Origin of the sequence: Bradyrhizobium sp. ISRA436, from assembly GCF_029910015.1 — a bacterium.
GTDB lineage: Bacteria > Pseudomonadota > Alphaproteobacteria > Rhizobiales > Xanthobacteraceae > Bradyrhizobium.
This window is the reverse complement of the sequence record NZ_CP094519.1, coordinates 528,924-547,872: the sequence shown is the minus strand read 5'-3', so window position 1 is coordinate 547,872 and position 18,949 is coordinate 528,924. Positions and strand designations below refer to the sequence as shown.

Below are 18,949 nucleotides of genomic sequence, written 5' to 3'. Positions count from 1 at the left end.
CGCGTCGCCCCGGAATGATGGTGAGGCGAGCACGTTGCTCAGGCTCCCTATCGCCGGTGGCTTCCTAACGGGCCAATCACTGATTTGCCCGACGGCGCAAGAGCCCACGCAAGAAATATTTCTGTTTTACAGAAACGCAACTCAGTCTATGATCCGCCTCGTCTCACCCGACACGAGGGGCGGATCGCGATCGTCACGAACGTGGTGTGGGATGCGGTGGACGCGGATTGCGCAACTGACGAGTGCGCATGAGGCGGACGGTGAAGTCGTGTGGTCTCGACGCCCCAGTGGCAGGTGTCTCCTCGCAAGATGCAAAGCGCGTCTTCGCGAAGACGGTGACAAAAAGCCAAGTCTCGCCGGGGAGAGCACGAAGTAAGCCGTAACCCATCGCGCAGGGAAAGCCGGAGTGTTTCCGGTTTCACCTGTGGTCCTACCTCCCGTGCTTTCCATTTGCACGGGACCCATGGGTGCGATCGGCACCCGGCTTTCCCTGCGCCCTCTGCGGATTGAGAGGGCGAAACGAACGGTAGAACTCGGGCAAATCGTGCCGCGAGAATGCGGATGTGCATCCCCACTTGTCATACCCCGCGCATCGGGGGCATCCCAGTACGCTGCGGCCTCTCGACTCAAGCACTGGCGTCTCTGGAATGCTGGATCACCCGCATGCGCGGGTGATGACAGCGCGGCCAGGCTGTTTGATATGTGAATCGGGTACGAACCCGCCATCATGACGGCGAGGCTGCAACGCGGCCGCCCCGAAGCAGACGGCCACGGGCGGCGCGTGCATGCCTCTTCCGGCGGGATGAAGTACGGCTAAATCGGTCTTGCTGGCTGCACCTCTCCCGCTTGCGCGGGAGGTCGTATCGCATCTTCGATGCGATACGGGTGGGGGTTCTCTCCACAATGCGACTCGCAGAGAGCCCCCAACCCAGCCCTCCCCCGCAAGCGGGAGAGGGAGCGCAGCGCCTTCGCGATTGCCGCCAGCCTTATCTCAGCATGCGTCGCGACGCGCGTTCTGCGCCTCTCAGCGGCAGCAGCGAAGCCGTTGCGCGAGAGACGATGGACACTCCGTTCCGTCGGCGTTGGCGAGTGTGATTGCGGCCTGCCGTCCAGCGAGGATAGCAGGTCGCTCAGTGATACCGCGCCGCGACATCCGATGCGCGGCGCGGCCAAACGGTCGGCGGCTCGGGCAGCGCGGTGTCGCCCGAATCATGCGTGCTCTGCAGCGCGTCGATGAAGTCGGCGAACCACTGCTGGATGGTGTGGGTGTTGAGCTTCGTCATCATCGCTTCCCAGCGCGTCCGCCGTTCGGTCAGCGGCATCACCAGCGCGGAAGCGATGGTGCGCGCCATGCCGTCGATGTCATGCGGGTTGACCAGGAGCGCGGCGTCGAGCTCGTTGGCGGCGCCGGCAAATTTCGACAGCACCAGCACGCCCGGATCGGCCGGGTTTTGGGCGGCGACATATTCCTTGGCGACGAGGTTCATGCCGTCCTGCAGCGGCGTCACCACGCCGACCTGCGCGGTGCGATAGAGCCCTGCGAGCACGCTCTGGCCAAATCCCTTGTTGAGATAGCGGATCGGCGTCCAGTCCACCTCACCATGCGCGCCGTTGACGTCGGTGACCAGCCTGGCGATCTCGCTCTGCAAATTGCCGTAGGCCTCGATCACGCCGCGCGAGGGCGTTGCGATCTGCAGCAACGACACCCGTCGCTTGAGGTGCGGATAGAGCATCCACATCTTGTCGAACGCCTTGATGCGATTGCCGAGCCCCTTGGAGTAGTCAAGCCGGTCGACGCCGATCGCGAGCTTCTCGCCATTGAGACTGCGCCGCAGCCGCGTCACGTCGGGATGCGTCATCGCCTTGGCGGCCTGCTGCGCGAACCTCTCGGGATCGATGCCGATCGGGAACACCGCGGCGCGCGCGCGACCGAACGACGAGGTGACGACGCCGTCACGGACCGCGAGGTCGAGGTCGTCCCGCACATAGGCAAGGAAGTTCTCGCAATCTTCCTCGGTCTGGAAGCCGATCAAGTCATAGGCGAGCATCGCCTCGACCAGCTCGCGATGGTTCGGCACGCCGGAGATCACCGCGCGCGTGGGCCACGGCGTGTGCAGGAAGAAGCCGATCGGCTGTGTCACGCCGAGATCGCGCAGCTCGGCGCCGAGCGCGAGGAAATGATAATCCTGGATCCAGAACACGGAATCGGGTTTGCGGAATCGCAGCAGCGCGCGCGCCATAAAGGCGTTCACCTCGCGATAGCTCGCATAATCGTCTCGCGACGCGCGGATCAGATCGGCACGTGAATGCAGCGCCGGCCACAGCGCCGAATTGGCGAATCCTTCGTAATAGCCGCCGTAATGCGCGGCCGGCAGGTCGAGCATCGCCAGCGCGCCGGCGCCGAGCGCTTCGACCTCCGCAAATGGCTCCTTCAAGCTCCCGTCGCGGACGCGGCCGCTGGAACCAACCCATATCGCCCCTGTCTTTTCCACCACCGGCAATAGTGCCGCAGCCAGCCCCCCCGTCATGGGTTCATTGGGTTTTCCGCGCGCCACGCGGTTCGAAACGACGACGAGGTTCACCCGGTTCCCTCCTGTTGGTCAACTCGCGTATTAACAACCATTCATCAAGATGGTTCCTCATCAAGGAATCTCCCAAATGAAACCAAATTCTGGCGAACGCGCACGGAACTCGCGGGAACTCGCGAAAAGAAAATTGCGCGCGAGGTGGCGCCCGCGACGCAAAAGCACCGCATTCGATTCGGAGGTGGCAAGATACGGTGAGCCGCTTAGGGCGGGCTCACGTGCCTTTCGTCATCGCTCCAGCAGACGCGCGAGGAATTCGCGCACGTCGCTCGGTGTGTCGAAATGGCCGGCGACGCCGGTCGCGCGACGGCCCACGGAAAATGCGAGACCGTTGAAGTCGGGCATGATCTCGAACACGCTCTCGTCGGTGACGTCGTCGCCGATGAAGAACGGACGCCGTCCCTTGAACGGCTCGTGCGTCATCAGTTCGCGCACGCCGCTCGCCTTGGTGAAGCCGGCCTGCTTGATCTCGCACACGCTCTTGCCCGGCATCACCTCGATCGGCGCGTTCGGCAGATCGGCGCGGATCAGCGACACCGCTTCATGGATCGCCTTCTCCGCGTGCGGCGCGAGCCGGTAGTGCAGCGCCAGCGAGTAGCCCTTGTCCTCGAGCAGGATCCCGGGGCTGAGCTTGGCGATCGCGGCGAGACGGCGCTTCAACTCCTTGTCCAGCGGCGGGGCGTGCGCGGCGACTGCTTCGTCGCTGCCCGGCTGCAGCCGCATCTCGGCGCCGTGGCCGCCGATGGCGGGAAACAGATCCGGCGCGAAGATCAGGTCAATGTCGTTGAGCGAGCGGCCGCTGACCAGCGCCAGCGCGCCGTCAGTGCGCTCGTGCAGAAGCCTCAAGGTCTCCGCCAGATCCGGCGGCACCCAGACCTCGCGCGGCGTCGGCGCGAAATCGATCAAGGTGCCGTCGATATCGAGCAGCACCGCGGTCTCCTTCAGACGCGGAACCAGCGATGCCGGCACCGGCACGCTGTCCGGCGCCAGATTGTCGTCAGGGGCGATGTCGTCATCCACGGGCATCTCGGCCAGGTCATGCTTCATGTCATTCTACTCCACAACTGCCAGCGGTCGTGCGACAGATTCGAGCGATTTTCGCTCGGCCGCGACGGCGTAACGCCACGCGACGACTGCGGCTCCGACCATGAGCGCCGCCCCCAGAAGGTAACCGGCGAAAACGCTGCTGCGCGATCCGGTGTCGATCAGCACGCCGAACAATGCGGGCCCCACCACGCCGCCGATGCCGGTGCCGATCGCATAGAACGCGGCGATCGCGAGCGCGCGGACCTCGAGCGGGAAGTTCTCGCTGACGGTCAGATAGGCGGCGCTCGCGGCCGGCGAGGCAAAGAAGAAGATCACCATCCAGGCGATGGTCTGGCTCTGCGCGCTGAGCGCGCCGATCGAGAACAGATAGCCGGACAGCGCCAGCAGCACGCCCGACACGCCATAGGTCAGCGTGATCATGGTGCGGCGGCCAAGCGTGTCGAACAGGCGGCCGAGCAGCAGCGGCCCGAGGAAATTGCCGGCGGCAAAGGGGAGGATGTACCAGCCAACATCGCTCGCGGGAATGCCAAAGAAGTCGGTCAGAATAAGGGCGAAGGTGAAGAAGATCGCATTGTAGAAGAACGCCTGCGCGGCCATCAACACCAGCCCGACCAGCGAGCGCTGCCGGTAGGTGGAGAACAGTGTCGTTGCGACCTCGCGCAGCGGCGTATGATCGCGCATCCGGATCCTGATCTTGTCGAAATCCCCGCTCGGCTGGGTATGGCCGAGGACGGAGGTCTCGATGCCGTCGACGATCCGGTGCGCCTCGTCGGGGCGGCCGTGGATCATCAGCCAACGCGGGCTCTCGGGGATCCACATCCGCATGAACAGCACGACGAGGCCGAGCACGGCGCCGGTGAAATAGGCGATCCGCCAGCCGTGGTCCGGCGCCAGCACCGCGGGGTCGAGCAGGAAGATCGCGCTGGAGGCGCCGATCGCGGCGCCGATCCAGAAGCTGCCGTTGATGACGAGATCGGTCCAGCCGCGATAGCGCGCCGGCACCAGCTCCTGGATGGTCGAATTGATCGCGGTGTATTCGCCGCCGATGCCGGCGCCGGTGAGAAAACGGAACAGCGCGTAGCTCGCAACATTCCACGACAGCGCGGTGGCCGCGGTTGCCGAGAGATACAGCGCCAGCGTGATGAAGAACAGCTTCTTGCGCCCGATGCGGTCGGTCAGCCAGCCGAAGCCCAGCGCGCCGAGCACCGCGCCGGCGAGATAGGCGCTGCTGGCAAAGCCGACATCGGCGTTGGAGAACCGCATCGCCGGGCTGTCCTTCAGCGCGCCCGACAACGCGCCGGCGAGCGTCACTTCGAGCCCGTCGAGGATCCAGGTGATGCCGAGCGCCAGCACCACGCGGGTATGGAATCCGCTCCAGTACAGATTGTCGAGCCGAAGCGGAATCGAGGTCTCGATGATGCGATCATCGCTCTCCGCGGCCGGCGCCGCCGCCTCGCCCGTTGTCGCAGTGCTGAGCTGTGTCCGCTGCAGAGTCATCGCGCCTGAGTAATGGGAAAAACCCCGGAACGAAACGCTCCAAGGCTCTCACTGCCGGAATTGCGGCAAACCAGATGCCCGCCACGCGGCGATAACGCCGGCGTCGTGCAGAGGTTCCCATATCGATCGACAGGAACGGAACATGGCGGCCACAGTTGCCCGCTGAGACGTCAAGGAGCCAGCCATGGCGGCACGCAAGCAAGCCACGCGGAAAAAGTCCACCGCACGGAAGGCCGGTGCGGCACGGCGCAAGATCGCAACGCGAAAGACGGCGCCCAACCGCTGGTCGCAGCGGGTGACGCAAGAGAGCGATGCGCTCGATCTCAAACGCGGCGTGTTCAAGCTGACCAGCGCGAAGAAGATCGCAGCATCGCTGAAGCGGTCCGCCGAACAGAGCAAGCGTCGCAAGAGCGGCGCCTACCGGTCCGCATTGTCGATGCTAACCTTCTATATCAACCGCGCCGGCAAGACGCTGCCGCTGGCGCAACGCTCGCGGCTCGAACGTGCCAAGGTCGAGTTGAAGCACCAGTTTGGCCGCGATTGATGTCGTCGTCCTGGCGAAGGCCAGGACCCATACGCAGCCATGGCAACAGGCGCGCGGCTAGTTGCGTCTACAACAATAGCGAGCGGTGGGTATGGATCCCGGCTTTCGCCAGGACGACGATTGTCTATCCGCTCGGGCGTACCCGCCTACGCCGCGCGGATGTTCGCCATGAAGCGGTCGAGCTCCTCGCGCAGCCGCGCGCTCTCGACCGACAGCGAGCGGGCCGAGTTCAGGACCTCTTCGGAGGCTGCGCCAGTCTCGGTTGCGCCGCGATTGACCTGGGTGACGCTGGCGGCGGCCTCCTGCGTGCCCTGCGCGACGTTCTGCACGCTGCGGGCGATCTCCTGCGTCGCCGCGCTCTGCTGCTCGACCGAGCTCGCGATGTTGGTCGCGATGCCGGAGATCTGGGAGATGGTGCCGCCGATCTCCTTGATCGCGGCGACCGATTCCTGCGTCGCGGCCTGCATGCCCGAGATGTGGTTGGAGATTTCCTCGGTGGCCCTGCCGGTCTGACTCGCCAGCGACTTCACCTCGGCCGCAACCACCGCGAAGCCGCGGCCGGCATCGCCGGCGCGCGCCGCCTCGATAGTGGCGTTCAACGCCAGCAGGTTGGTCTGCTCGGCAATCGCCGTGATCAGCTTGACCACGTCGCCGATCTCCTGCGCGGCACGCGACAATTTGCCGATCCGCGCATCGGTCTGCTCGGCCTGGCGCACGGCGGAATCGGCGATCTGGCTCGACTCCTTGGCGCGGCGGCCGATCTCGTCGACCGAAGCGGACAGCTCCTCGGTGGCGGAGGCAACCGACTGCATGTTGCTGGACGCCTCCTCGGAAGCGCCGGCGACCTGGCTGGACAGATTCTGCGTGGTCTCCGCGGTCCGCGTCAGGGTGCCGGCTGCCGATTCGAGCTGCACGGCGGAGGCCGACACGTTGGAGACGATCGAGCCGACAGCGGATTCGAATTCGTCGGCGAATCGGATCAGCTCGGCACGCCGCGCGGCGGCGCTTGCCTTGTTCTGCGCCTCCTGGGTCGCGGCGTCGCGCTCGGCCTTGGCGATCGCCTGGACCTTGAACTCCTCCACCGCACCAGCCATCTCGCCCAGCTCGTCGCGGCGGCCGAGGCCGGGCAGCACGACGTCGAAATTGCCGGCGGCGAGCTCGCGCATCGCGGCGCACATCGCGGCAATCGGCCGCGAGATGCCCTTGCCGAGCAAGAACGCCCAGGCGAGGCCCAGCACGAAGCCGCCAGCGGCAAGCATCAGGATCAGCCGCTCGGTCTCGCCGATCGTGGCATGGGATTCGTTCTCGAGCCGCTTCTGATCGGCGAGCAGGTTGGACTTCATCGCGGCCGAGCCCTGGCTGATGGCGGTTGCGGATTCCGTCATCTCGACCGTCAGCTCATCGATTGATTTCGAGTTCTCGATCAGCTTCGCCAGCGATTGCCGGTATTCGTCGAGCAGCCCGGCGACCTCCTTCAGCCCCTGATTGATCCGCTCGGTCTTCGAGGAGAGCGCGTGCAGCGAGTTCTCGACGAACTTCAGCCGCGCCATCGCGCTGGTCGCGACCGTCTTGTCGGCATTGACGACGAACATGTTGGCGAGCGCGGTCGCCGCCTGGAACTGGTCGGCAACCTTCTTGGAGCCGAACTGAATCGACTGGAGCTCAGAATCGTCGGCATTGCTCGGGAGATCGTCGAGCTTGTAGCGCATCGAATTTGCGCTGCGGTTGAGATTGTTCTGCGCGATCCGTGCGCTCTCGTCCTTCAGTTTGACGATGTCGGCGAAGATCTTGGAGAAGGTGCGAAACTCGCGCTCCAGCTTGGTGACCTGATCGAGCCGGGCCGGGTTGGTGGTGCCCTTCATCGCGGCCAGGATGGCGTCCTTCAGGCTGGCTTCCGCGGCGAGCGCCGCCTTGGCGTCGTCCTCCTTGCCGGTGACCACGAAATACCGCGCCAGCGAACGGTAGGAGATCAGCTCGCGGTCGATATTGCGGGCAAGATCGGCTTCCGCGACGCTCTGGCGGTAGGAGGCGACGCCGGCCGAGACCCGCTCGAAGCCCATATAGGCAAATCCCATGCTGGCCGCCGAAATCGCCAGCGTCACGGCAAAGCCGAGCATGATCTTGGCGCGGAACCTGAGGGTTGGGAATTTGATCGAACGCGATCGCTTGAGCCCCAGCATCCCCACCCCCTCATCTTCATTCTGAAAACCATGCGGTGTCCGGAGGCGCCCCGCCCCGAACCCGGCGCGCAAACCTAGGGCAGAAATGGATAAAGCTGTGTAAACGCCGATGCGTACCGGACTGCAGGGATCAACGGAGGGCGTCCGTTTCCTGACCCGCAGCCGGGTGTTCAACGACGACGAGGTCGCGGAGCTCGAGGCAGCCGAGCGCCCGGCCTGATCCCCCTGCGATACCGGCAGGCCGGTGCACCGACCGCTGGCATTCCAGACCGGCCCGGACGCGCCTGCTACGACCTTCGTCCCGCGCATTCGCGATTGACGGGAGAGCCGGCCCCTTTAATTTAGACTGGTTATAAGCAGGCCCGGCCGCTGCCCGCAGCCGGGAAAAACATATCAGGGAGGCGTCCGATGTCATTGCGGCGGATGGCGCTATCGGCGCTTGCGTCAAACAGGCGTGCCGGCACCTTGGCCGGCCAATGATGTCTCCCACTACGATACGGTACCCAGCGGTACCTCGATCGCGTCCGGCCTGAGCCGCCGTCGCGGTATGCGCGGAACCATCCGCGCCAAGAAGAATAAAGTGACCTGGTCTGGGAGAAAGCCTTTGGCGGAGAAGCACAGCGGTGCCGCCGACAGTATTGTCGTGGCGCAGGCAAAGACCGACGGACCGCGGGAAGCCGCGGACGAGATCGCGCGTCAATTGGCGCGCGCCAAGCTCGCCATGGTCACGGTGTTCGTCTCGCCGTTCTACGATCCCGAGACCTTCATCGCCGAGCTGTCGCGCCGGATGCCGGACACGCCGATCTTCGGCTGCACGACGGCCGGCGAGCTCTCGCCGGCCGGCTGGGACGAGGACAGCGTGGTCGCGATGGGCTTCAACGCGGCCGACTTCGTGATCGCGGCCCGCCCGCTGCTCGACCTCTCGACCTTCCGGGTCGATCGCGGCCGCTCGATCTGCACCGAGCTGCAGCAGGAGTTCGCGCAACGCACCGAGCAATGCGATCCCGCCGACGAGTCCTTCGGGCTGCTGTTCATCGACGGAATGTGCCAGCGCGAAGAGACCATCATGTCGGCGATCTACGCGTCGCTGGGAGACATTCCGATCGTCGGCGGCTCGGCCGGCGACGGCCTGCGCTTCGAGAAATCCTGGGTCTTCCACAACGGCAAGGCATACACCGACGCCGCCGTCGTGATCCTGATCAGGACCCGGCTGCCGTTCCGCCTGTTCAAATGCGATCACTTCGAGCCGACCGCGACCAAGATGGTCGTGACCGACGCCGACATCGAGCGGCGGATCGTGAAGGAGATCAACGCCGAGCCTGCCGCGCTGGAATATTCGCGCGCGGTCGGCCTCAGCGATTCCAAGCTCGAACTGTTCTCCTTCGCCGCCCATCCCTTGCTGGTCCGGGTCGGCGGCGCGTATTACGCACGGTCGATCCAGTGCACCAACCCGGACGGGTCGCTGCAGTTCTTCTGCGCCATAGACGAGGGGATGGTGCTGACGGTAGCGCGCGAGCGCGATCCGATTGATGCGACGAGCGACCTGCTCAAGGAGATCACCGACGAACTCGGCGAGATCTCGGTCTTCATCGGCTTCGAATGCGTGCTGCGCCGGCTCGACGTCGAGCAGCACCAGTTGTCGCGGGAGATGTCGGAACTCTATCGCCGCAACAATGTGATTGGCTTTCAAACCTATGGCGAGCAATATCGCTCCATGCACGTCAATCAGACGCTGACCGGCGTTGCCATCGGCAAGCGAGCTGTTGCTCCGCAATGACGGATACCGGCCCCAGCCGCATTGCAACGCTCGAGCGCGAGGCCGAGAAGCTGCGCAAGATCAACGCGGCGCTGATGTCGCGCGTCGAGCGCTCGACCGACCAGCAGCTCAACGCATTCTCGCTGTTCGAGACCGCGATCGCGCTCGACCAGCAGGTTCGCGACCGCACCCAGCAGCTCAAGCAGGTGCTGCAGTCGCTGGAAAAGACCAATGGCCGGCTGCTGCAGGCGAAGCAACAGGCGGAGGCGGCAAGCTCGCTGAAATCGTCCGTGCTGGTGTCCGTCACTCACGATCTGCTGCAGCCGCTGAATGCGGCGCGGCTGACGCTGTCGGCCCTGACCGAGATGATGACCGAACCCAAGGGCGTCGCCCTGACCGACCAGATCGACCGCTCGCTGGCGACGCTCGAGGACATGCTGCGCACGCTGCTCGACATCTCCAAGCTCGATGCGGGCGTGCTCAAGCCGGAGTTCGGACCGGTTGCGATCGCGTCGCTGTTCGAACCGCTGCAGCAGGAATTCAGCCCGCTCGCGGCCAAGCGCAACCTCTCGCTCCGGATCATGCCGTCGTCCGGTGTGGTTCGCTCGGACCCGCTGATGCTGCGCCGGATCTTGCAGAACCTGTTGGCCAATGCATTGCGCTACACCCAGCGCGGCAGCGTGCTGATGGGTTGCCGTAACAGCGGCGACAACATCTGCATCGAGGTGCACGACACCGGCCCAGGAATTCCGGAAACGCAGCGCGAAGCCATCTTCGTCGAGTTCCAGCGTGGCGAGGCCGGCGCCGGCGACAAGGCCGGCATCGGACTCGGCCTCTCGATCGTGCGCCGCTTTGCCAACGTGCTGGGCCACGACATCCGGCTGACGTCGCGCCCGGGCAAGGGCTCGGTGTTCTCGGTCACCCTCCCGCGCACCGCCGACCCAGTCGCAATTCCGGCGCGCGAGCAGGCAAGCGTCGATTATCGGTATGGCGGCATGGAGGGTGCGAAGATCCTGCTGATCGAGAACGACCTGTCGAGCGCCGAGGGCCTCGCCAGCCTGCTGGAGAAATGGGGTTGCGACGTCGCGGTGACGATCTCCAAGACCGAAGCGCTCGAACGCATCCGGGCGCTGGATGGAATTCCAGACGCCATCATCGCCGATCTGCATCTCGACAATGGCGAGACCGGGATCGAGGCCGTCGACGTGATCCGCAACGAGATCAAGACCGGCGTTCCGGCGATCATCGTCACCGCCGACTACTCCGCCAAGGCGGCCTCCGATGTGTCGGCCTTCGGCCACGAGCTGCTGAAGAAGCCGATCAAGCCCGCTGAGATGCGCTCGCTGCTGTCGTTCCTGCTGGCCGCGGAGCAGCCGGCAACGCGGCTATGATTGGTCGCCGCGCGACGGCGCAGCCGTGACCGGCGCGTGGTCGTGCTTGCCGAAATCCAGCTTCGACAATGCGATGATCGCCTCGGTCCGGCTCCGCACGTTGAGCTTGCGCAGGATCTCCGAGACATGCACCTTCACGGTCGTGACCGAGATATCGAGCTGATAGGCGATATGCTTGTTCTGCAGGCCATGGCAGATCATGTCGAGCACGCGCAACTGCTGTGAGGTGAGCTGGCCGAGCTGCTGGATCAGCTCCCGCGTGTCGGCCTGACCTTTCCGGGCAGCGGCGGTATCGCGGAAACGCGTGGGCAGGCACACGGCTCCTTCGAGGATGCCGCGCAACAGGCGCGCCAGCTCGGCCTTCGGCGTGGATTTCGGAATATAACCGGAAATGCCGAGCGAGATCGTGCTGCCGATGATTCGGGAATCGTCATGCGCCGACACGATGACGAGCGCGCTGCGCGGCGCGGCAGCGCGCACCCGGTAGGCTCCCAGGAGCCCAGTGGTCCCGGGCATCGACAGATCGAGCAGGATCAAATCAAGGCCCTCGCGCGCGGCGATAACGTCCAGCGCGCCGTCGATCGACGTCGCCTGCAGCACTTCGGCCTCAGGAAATTCAGCGCCGATCACGCCGACCAGGGCGGCACGAAACAGCGGGTGATCCTCGACGATCAGCAGCCGAGGGGCACCCGCCTTGCTGACCGGCGGTTCGTCCAGGGGCGCGGTTGTGGTCAAGGCTGCGCCGTCCTCTCCCGGGTCGCTCATGACTGCCATTGCGGGCATGACGTTATCTCAAAGCCGGGGTGCAGCCTATAGAACGTTCGATGCCCTCGCGTTGCAGCGCAGCAACCTTAAGGCGCCTTCTCCGGCTTCGAACCCGCGCAGGCTTCAGGAAGCGGAAGCGGGACCTTGCCGAGCTCGATGATCGCCTTGTTGCGGCTGAACAGCTTCAGCTTGCGCAGTATCTCGGTCACATGCGCCTTCACCGTGGACTCCGCGAGCTTGAGCTCCGCGGCGATCTCTCGGTTCTGCAAGCCGCGGGTAATCAGGTGCAGGACGCGAATCTGCTGCGGCGTCAGCTTCTGGATCCGTTCCTGCAACGTGCGCGCCGTCTCCGACTGCTCCAATGCGCCGACCGCGACGAAATCCCGCGGCGCCGAGACCGAACCGCTCAGCACCCGGGCGATCGCCTCAGACAGCTCGCCGAGCGAGGTCGACTTCGGCAGATAGCCGACCGCGCCCATCTCCAGCGCCTCGCGGATCGTATGCTTGTCCTCCTCGCTCGACACGATGGCGATCGGAAGCCGGGGATAGCGGTCCCGGATCTTCTGGAACCCGGAAAAGCCGACAACGTCGGGCAGCAGCAAATCGAGCAGGGCCAGGTCGATGTTCGGCTCGGTGGCGAGGATACCGAGCGCGCCCTTGATCGAGGTGGCCTCGTAGATACGGGCATCCGGATGCGAGATGCGAATGGCGTTGCCAAGCGCTTCACCGAACAACGGGTGATCGTCGATGATCAGGAAGCCCATCATAAGGAGCCTCGTACGGATGTTGCCGCCGTCGTGCCCTAGAGCATTTTCAGTTCTGATTAAATCAGAACCGAAGCTCCAGATGCTAGCTTTGACGCATCGTCTTCACGCGAACCGGTGCTGAATTCGCTCGAAAATGCTCTAGTTCGACGCGTCGGAGTCCTGCAGTGTCTGTAAATAGGCATATACGTTTTTCAGCTCGTCGTCGCTAAAAACGTCCTTCCACGACGGCATCCCCTTGGACGGGCGGCCCTCATGGACCGTCTTCCAGAAGGTCGCTTCCATGTCGTTGCCATAACGCTTCTTCAGGAGACGCAGATCGATGCGCCGTTCGCTCTGCACCGCATCCGGGCCGTGGCAATGAGCGCAGGTGCCGTTGAACGTTTCCCGCCCGGCCTTGGCATCTCCGGTGACTGCCGCGGTCTGGACCGGCTTGTCGGATGCAGCCGCCTGTCCCACGGTGGTGGGTTCGCTCGTCCCGCTGGACGACGTCGCAGCCTGGTTCGCCTGGCCGAACTTCACCGGTGCGCCGTTCGGCACGCCATATTTGACGAACAGGGCGGCGATGTCAGGTTGCAGTGACGGTAGCACGGCATCGACCTCATCGCGCAGCGTGCCCGACGCCTTGGCGAAGCCGATTGCGGTCTTCCAGAGCAGGCCGTCGCCTTTGGTCGATACGACCTGATACTTGTCGCCATAGGCGGTCTTGTTGAGCCAGCCGGCCACCGGCGCCCAAATGAAGGCGACGTCCACCGTTCCTTTCGCAAGCGCCGCCATCCCTTCGTCCGGGCTGAGCACGGTGACTTTCTGGATGTCGTCGCGCGACGCAAGCAGGTTTTGTGGCGCCGATTCGTATTGCACCGCGACCCGCAGCCCCTTGAGATCGTCGATGCCGGCGAGCTTGCGATCCCTGGCCGCGACTAGCGCGTAGCCTTCATGGGCGATCGGCTTCGAGAAGATCACCGCCGGCCCCATGAAATCCTCGACCAGCGGCAGGCCGACCATGGCATCGCATTGCTTGCTGAGCAGGGTTTCGCGAACCGTGCGCTTGCCGAAATAAGACTTGTACCAGTTGTAGCTCACCGCACGGCCGAGCTTCTCCGCCACCGCCTGGCCGATCTCGAGATACAGTCCGGGCTTGCCCGGATCATCGCTCGAGAACGGCAGGTTGGTTGGGTCGGCGCAGAGCCGCAGCGGCTTTGTCTCCTCTGCGCCGGCCGACACGGCCGGCGCCATCAATATTGCGGAGAGCAGCACGGCACTGATCGCCCGTCCCAACCGCGCGTCACGCGAACATCCACGCACTTCGTTTCGGGTCATGCTGAACACGGACAATGCTGCCTCCGTTCTCGACGATTGTTACTGCACGCTGAACACGAACAACGAGCCGCCCTCGGGCGCCGCGGCGGTCATCTTCTTGCCGATGTCGCCGAGGAAGGCCGGGATCGACGCCGTGCGCCCAACCACGATTGCGACATACTGCTTGCCGTCGACCGAGTAGGTCACCGGACCGGCGCCGATGCCGCTGCCGAGGTTCTTGCTCCACAGCACCTTGCCGTTCTTGGCATCGATGGCGCGGAAGTCGCCATGCAGATTGCCCGAGAACACCAGGTTGCCGGCCGTCGTCAGCGTGCCGCCGTTGAAGGGCAGGTCTTCCTTGAGGCCCCACACCTTCTTGTTGGCGATGGGATCCCAGGCCACGAGCTCGCCGAGGAACCCGCCGGGACCTGCCTTGGTCGGGAATTCGGCGCCGAGATAGAACACGCCGCGCTTGTAGTTCACGTCACTGACCGACCAGTCCATGCAGACATTGTTGGTCGGAATGTAGACGAGGCCGGTCTGCGGGTTGAACGACATCGGCTGCCAGTTCTTGCCGCCGATCAGGTTCGGGCAGATGTCCTTGGCGGGATGGCCGGGGCCGGGCCGCTTGTCCGGATCCTCTTCGGCCCGCATCGTGTTGACGTCCCACTTCTTGGCCCAGTTCGCGAAGACATATTTCTCGGCCGAGATCACCTTGCCAGTTTCGCGGTTGGCGACGAAGAAGAAGCCGTTGCGGTCCGCCTTCATCAGCACCGGCGTCTCGGCGCCCTTGATCTTCAAGTTGGCGAGCACGAGCTCATTGACGCCGTCATAATCCCAGGCATCGGCTGGCGTGCCCTGGATATGCCACTTGATCTTGCCGGTGTTGGGATCGATCGCGAGCGTGGACGCCGTGTACAGGTTGGTCAGCTTGCCGAAATTGCCGTCGCCGGTGGAGCGCACGCCGGTGTTCCAGGGACCCGGATTGCTGGTTCCCCAATAGACCGTGTCGGACTTGGCGTCGTAGGAGCCGACCAGCCAGGCTGCGCCGCCGCCGTGCAGGCCGGTGTCGCCCTTCCAGGTCTCGCTGCCGGGTTCGCCGGGCGCCGGCACCGTGTAGGTCTGCCAGAGCAGCTTGCCGGTGTTAAGGTCGAACGCCTGCAGCGCACCGCGGACGCCGTATTCGCCGCCGCCGAAGCCGGTGATGACCTTGTCGCGGACCACGAGCGGCGGCGAGGTGATGACCGAGCCCTGCTTGTAGTCGACGACGGTCGAGGTCCAGAGCTCCTTGCCGGTCTCGGCATCGAGCGCGGTCAGCTTGCCATCGAGCCGGCCGACGAAGATCTTGCCGTTGGCATAGGACACGCCACGATTGTTGACGTCGCAGCAGGCGTATTGAAGCACGTCGTCGGGGATATCAGGCTGATAGGTCCATTTGCGCGCCCCGGTCGCGGCATCGATCGCATAGACGTATTTCGGCCCCCAGGAGGTCGAGACGTACAGGGTCTTGCCGATCACGATCGGCGAGGACTCGTTGGAACGCAGCGAGGCCAGCGACATGGAATAGGCCAGCTGCAGCTTGCCGACGTTCTCGGAGTTGATTTGCTTCAGGGGGCTGAAGCGCGTATTGCCGTAGTCGTGGCCTGCGACGGCCCACCCGTTGGGATCCGATGCCGCCTTCACGACGGAATCATTCGCTCTCGACACGCCGACACTCGCCATCAGCATGGCGGCCAGCGACACGCCGGCAAAGAAGGTCCCGCTCCTCAGCTTCATCTGTTTCCTCCAATATGGTTTCGTTGCCGCGACGGATGCGTCGCGGGCGCGGCTTTCTAACCAATTCATGAACGCGCGATCTTTCGTCGCTGCATCGCCGATGAAAATGACAGCAACGTTTTTTGGCCGTTATAGGCGGAAGGTAGTAGCCATCGCGGACGGTGCTTCGCCGCGCGTTGCGATCGACAGGTTGGCGATCGCAAGCGCCATGAAGGCGGGTGCATCACGTGCACTTGGGACGATCGGTGCGGGCTTGTAAATTGCCCATCCACCGGCGGCCTGCTAGGATCGAAGCACAGGCCCGGCACCCTTCATGACAGGGTCGCGACTACGACTTTGATCGCGGTTACGCCCCCCATGAAGCGTGCTCTACTGAGCCAATAATTGAGACTTTGGGAGGAATGCGTGTCTACAGTCAAACTGACGGTAAACGGCAGGGCGGTCTCGGTCGACGTCGAGGACCGGACCCTCCTCGTGCATCTCTTGCGCGAAAACCTGAACCTGACCGGTACCCATGTCGGCTGCGATACCAGCCAGTGCGGTGCCTGCGTCGTCCATGTCGACGGACGGGCGGTCAAATCCTGCACCATGCTGGCCGGCCAGGCCGCCGGCTGCAACGTCACCACGATCGAAGGCCTCGCCAAGGGCGACGAGCTGCACCCGATGCAGGCGGCCTTCCGCGACAATCACGGCCTGCAGTGCGGTTACTGCACCCCCGGCATGATCATGTCCGCTGTCGATATCGTGCACCGCCATGGCGGCAATCTCGACGAGGAAACGGTCCGCCACGAGCTCGAAGGCAATATCTGCCGCTGCACCGGCTACCACAACATCGTCAAAGCGGTGCTCGATGCAGCCGGCCGCATGAAGGTCGCGCAGGCCGCCGAATAGCAGCCCAAGGGCTGTAGAGGACCACGCACGATCAAGCTCATCACCGCCGATCTCGATGGAAACGGCGGCAAATCGAAATCTCCGGTCGGGAGGACTAGACCATGGGTGTTGAAGGAATCGGCGCACGTGTCGTGCGCAAGGAAGATCGCCGGTTCATAACCGGACAGGGACGTTACGTCGACGACATCAAAATGGTGGGCATGAGCTATGCTCACTTCATCCGCAGCCCGCATGCGCATGCCAAGGTCACGGGCATCGATTCAGCCGAGGCCATGAAGATGCCCGGCGTGATCGCGGTGCTGACCGGGCAGCAGCTCGTCGACGACAAGGTCGGCAACCTCATCTGCGGCTGGGCGATCACCTCGAAGGATGGTTCGCCGATGAAAATGGGCGCGTGGCCGGCGATGGCGCCGGAGACCGTGCGTTTCGTCGGACAGGCGGTCGCGGTCGTGATCGCCGAAACCAAGAATCAGGCCAGGGACGCGGCCGAAGCTGTTATCGTCAACTATGAAGAGCTTCCCGCGGTGCCCGACATCAAGGCCGCGATCAAGCCCGGCGCGCCGCAGCTGCACCCCGAAGCGCCCGGCAACGTCGTGTATGATTGGCACCTCGGCGACGAAGCCGCGGTGAAGGACGCCTTCAGCAAGGCCGCCAACGTGGTGACGCTCGAGCTCACCAACAACCGCCTGGTGCCGAACGCGATGGAGCCGCGCGCGGCGATTGCGCATTACGACCAGGCCGACGAGCACTTTACGCTCTACACCACATCGCAGAACCCGCACGTCGCCCGCCTCGTGCTGTCGGCGTTCTACAACATCGCGCCGGAGCACAAGCTGCGGGTGATCGCGCCCGACGTCGGCGGCGGCTTCGGCTCGAAGATCTACATCTATCCAGAAGAGATGGTGGCGCTGTGGGCGTCGAAGAAGGTCAACCGCCCGGTGAAGTGGACCGGTGACCGCTCGGAGGCCTTCCTCACCGACGCGCATGGCCGCGACCATGTCTCGAAGGCAGAGATGGCGTTCGACAAGGACAACAAGATCCTTGGTCTCAGGGTGAAGACCCACGCCAATTTCGGCGCCTATATGTCGCTGTTCTCCTCGGCGGTGCCGACCTATCTCTATGCGACGCTGCTGTCGGGCCAGTATGTGATCCCGGCGATCTATGCCGAGGTGATGGGCGTCTACACCAACACCACGCCGGTCGACGCTTATCGCGGCGCCGGCCGCCCGGAGGCCAGCTACCTGATCGAGCGGATGATGGAGACCGCGGCGCGGCAGTTGAAGGTCGACCCGGCCGAGCTGCGCAAGAAGAACTTCATCACCCAGTTCCCGTATCAGACGCCTGTGATCATGGCGTATGACGTCGGCGACTTCCACGCTTCGATCGACGCCGCGATGAAGGCGATCGATTACGCCGGCTTCCCGGGCCGCAAGGCCAAGGCGAAGGCCGACGGCAAACTGCGCGGCATCGGCATCTCCTGCTACATCGAGGCCTGCGGCATCGCGCCGTCGAAAGCGGTCGGCAGTCTCGGTGCCGGCGTCGGCCTATGGGAGTCCGCGGAGATCCGCGTCAACCCGGTCGGCACCATCGAGGTCCTCACCGGCTCGCACAGCCACGGCCAGGGCCACGAGACGACGTTCTGCCAGATCATCGCGGAGCGTCTCGGCGTGCCGCTCAGCCAGGTCTCGATCGTCCATGGCGACACCGACAAGGTGCAGTTCGGCATGGGCACCTACGGCTCGCGCTCGCTCGCGGTCGGCGGCACCGCGATCGTGAAGGCGATGGAGAAGGTCGAAGCCAAGGCCAAGAAGATCGCGGCGCACGCGCTCGAAGCCTCCGAGAGCGACATCGTGATCGAGAACGGCGAGTTCAAGGTCACCGGCACCGACAAGTCGATCGCGCTGCCGATGGTCGCGCTCGCGGCCTACACCGCGCACAACCTGCCTGAGGGCATGGAGCCGGGGCTGAAGGAGACGGCGTTCTACGACCCGACCAACTTCACCTTCCCGGCCGGCGCCTATATCTGCGAGCTCGAGGTCGATCCCACCACCGGCAAGACCTCCTTCGTCAACTTCGTGGCGGCAGACGACTTCGGCCGGCTGATCAACCCGATGATCGTCGAGGGCCAGGTTCATGGCGGCTTGGCGCAGGGCATCGGCCAGGCCCTGCTCGAAGGCGTGGTCTATGACGGCAACGGTCAGCTCGTGACCGCATCCTTCATGGATTACACCATGCCGCGTGCCGACGACCTGCCGTCGTTCCAGCTCTCGCACACCACGACGCTGTGTCCGGGCAATCCGCTCGGCGTCAAGGGCTGCGGCGAGGCCGGCGCGATCGGCGCCTCGGCTGCCGTGATCAATGCGATCACGGACGCCATCGGCAACAACAAGCTGGAAATGCCGGCGACGCCCGATCGCGTCTGGAACGCCATTCACGGTTGAGGGAGGAAGAGCC

Annotated in this window: 13 protein-coding genes; 5 read left to right on the top strand and 8 right to left on the bottom strand. The window is 64.5% G+C overall.

What is annotated here, in order from left to right; genetic code table 11:
- Positions 1–1,130: 1,130 nt before the first annotated feature.
- The 3 genes from MTX23_RS02590 to MTX23_RS02580 all read right to left on the bottom strand — a co-directional run bounded on the left by MTX23_RS02590 (position 1,131) and on the right by MTX23_RS02580 (position 5,129).
- Entirely contained in the window at positions 1,131–2,582 is a 1,452-nt protein-coding gene (locus MTX23_RS02590; RefSeq protein ID WP_280975085.1) for a trehalose-6-phosphate synthase, read from the bottom strand.
- 231 nt (positions 2,583–2,813) lie between these two features.
- A complete protein-coding gene (otsB, locus tag MTX23_RS02585; RefSeq protein WP_280975084.1) occupies positions 2,814–3,632 on the bottom strand; it encodes a trehalose-phosphatase in 819 nt (272 codons plus the stop codon).
- Between the two features lie 6 nt (positions 3,633–3,638).
- Positions 3,639–5,129, bottom strand: a complete 1,491-nt coding sequence (locus MTX23_RS02580) for an MFS transporter (RefSeq protein ID WP_280975083.1) — start codon at positions 5,127–5,129, stop codon at positions 3,639–3,641.
- A gap of 184 nt (positions 5,130–5,313) precedes the next feature.
- On the opposite strand from MTX23_RS02580, the gene MTX23_RS02575 reads away from it, so the two are divergent.
- A complete protein-coding gene (locus MTX23_RS02575) occupies positions 5,314–5,673 on the top strand; it encodes a DUF3175 domain-containing protein (RefSeq protein WP_280975082.1) in 360 nt (119 codons plus the stop codon).
- 146 nt (positions 5,674–5,819) lie between these two features.
- Here the strand turns inward: MTX23_RS02575 and MTX23_RS02570 are convergent, their stop codons facing one another.
- On the bottom strand, positions 5,820–7,853 hold the full coding sequence (locus tag MTX23_RS02570) for a methyl-accepting chemotaxis protein (RefSeq protein WP_280975081.1): 2,034 nt from the start codon (positions 7,851–7,853) through the stop codon (positions 5,820–5,822).
- 604 nt (positions 7,854–8,457) lie between these two features.
- On the opposite strand from MTX23_RS02570, the gene MTX23_RS02565 reads away from it, so the two are divergent.
- Together MTX23_RS02565 and MTX23_RS02560 are read left to right on the top strand one after the other, a co-directional pair.
- Positions 8,458–9,630, top strand: coding sequence for an FIST N-terminal domain-containing protein (locus tag MTX23_RS02565; RefSeq protein ID WP_280975080.1), 1,173 nt, complete (start codon positions 8,458–8,460; stop codon positions 9,628–9,630).
- Positions 9,627–11,000, top strand: a complete 1,374-nt coding sequence (locus MTX23_RS02560; RefSeq protein ID WP_280975079.1) for an ATP-binding protein — start codon at positions 9,627–9,629, stop codon at positions 10,998–11,000. Before MTX23_RS02565 ends, MTX23_RS02560 begins: the two co-directional genes overlap by 4 nt.
- Here MTX23_RS02560 and MTX23_RS02555 read toward each other — a convergent pair.
- From MTX23_RS02555 to MTX23_RS02540, 4 genes are all read right to left on the bottom strand, one after another.
- Positions 10,995–11,765 carry a response regulator transcription factor gene (locus MTX23_RS02555; RefSeq protein ID WP_280990716.1) on the bottom strand — a complete coding sequence of 257 codons (771 nt, stop codon included), beginning with the start codon at positions 11,763–11,765 and terminating at the stop codon, positions 10,995–10,997. The two genes, MTX23_RS02560 and MTX23_RS02555, sit on opposite strands and share 6 nt — an antisense overlap.
- A gap of 86 nt (positions 11,766–11,851) precedes the next feature.
- Positions 11,852–12,532 (bottom strand): response regulator transcription factor, encoded by a 681-nt coding sequence (locus MTX23_RS02550; RefSeq protein WP_280975077.1) that lies wholly within the window; start codon positions 12,530–12,532, stop codon positions 11,852–11,854.
- A 138-nt stretch (positions 12,533–12,670) separates the two neighbouring features.
- Positions 12,671–13,849, bottom strand: a complete 1,179-nt coding sequence (locus MTX23_RS02545; RefSeq protein ID WP_280975076.1) for a transporter substrate-binding domain-containing protein — start codon at positions 13,847–13,849, stop codon at positions 12,671–12,673.
- Positions 13,850–13,888: 39 nt separating this feature from the next.
- Positions 13,889–15,604, bottom strand: a complete 1,716-nt coding sequence (locus MTX23_RS02540) for a PQQ-dependent methanol/ethanol family dehydrogenase (protein ID WP_280975075.1) — start codon at positions 15,602–15,604, stop codon at positions 13,889–13,891.
- A 405-nt stretch (positions 15,605–16,009) separates the two neighbouring features.
- Between MTX23_RS02540 and MTX23_RS02535 the strand changes: the two genes are divergently transcribed.
- Together MTX23_RS02535 and MTX23_RS02530 are read left to right on the top strand one after the other, a co-directional pair.
- Positions 16,010–16,495 (top strand): (2Fe-2S)-binding protein, encoded by a 486-nt coding sequence (locus MTX23_RS02535; RefSeq protein ID WP_280975074.1) that lies wholly within the window; start codon positions 16,010–16,012, stop codon positions 16,493–16,495.
- Positions 16,496–16,596: 101 nt separating this feature from the next.
- Positions 16,597–18,936 carry a xanthine dehydrogenase family protein molybdopterin-binding subunit gene (locus tag MTX23_RS02530; protein ID WP_280975073.1) on the top strand — a complete coding sequence of 780 codons (2,340 nt, stop codon included), beginning with the start codon at positions 16,597–16,599 and terminating at the stop codon, positions 18,934–18,936.
- The last annotated feature ends 13 nt before the right edge of the window (positions 18,937–18,949 follow it).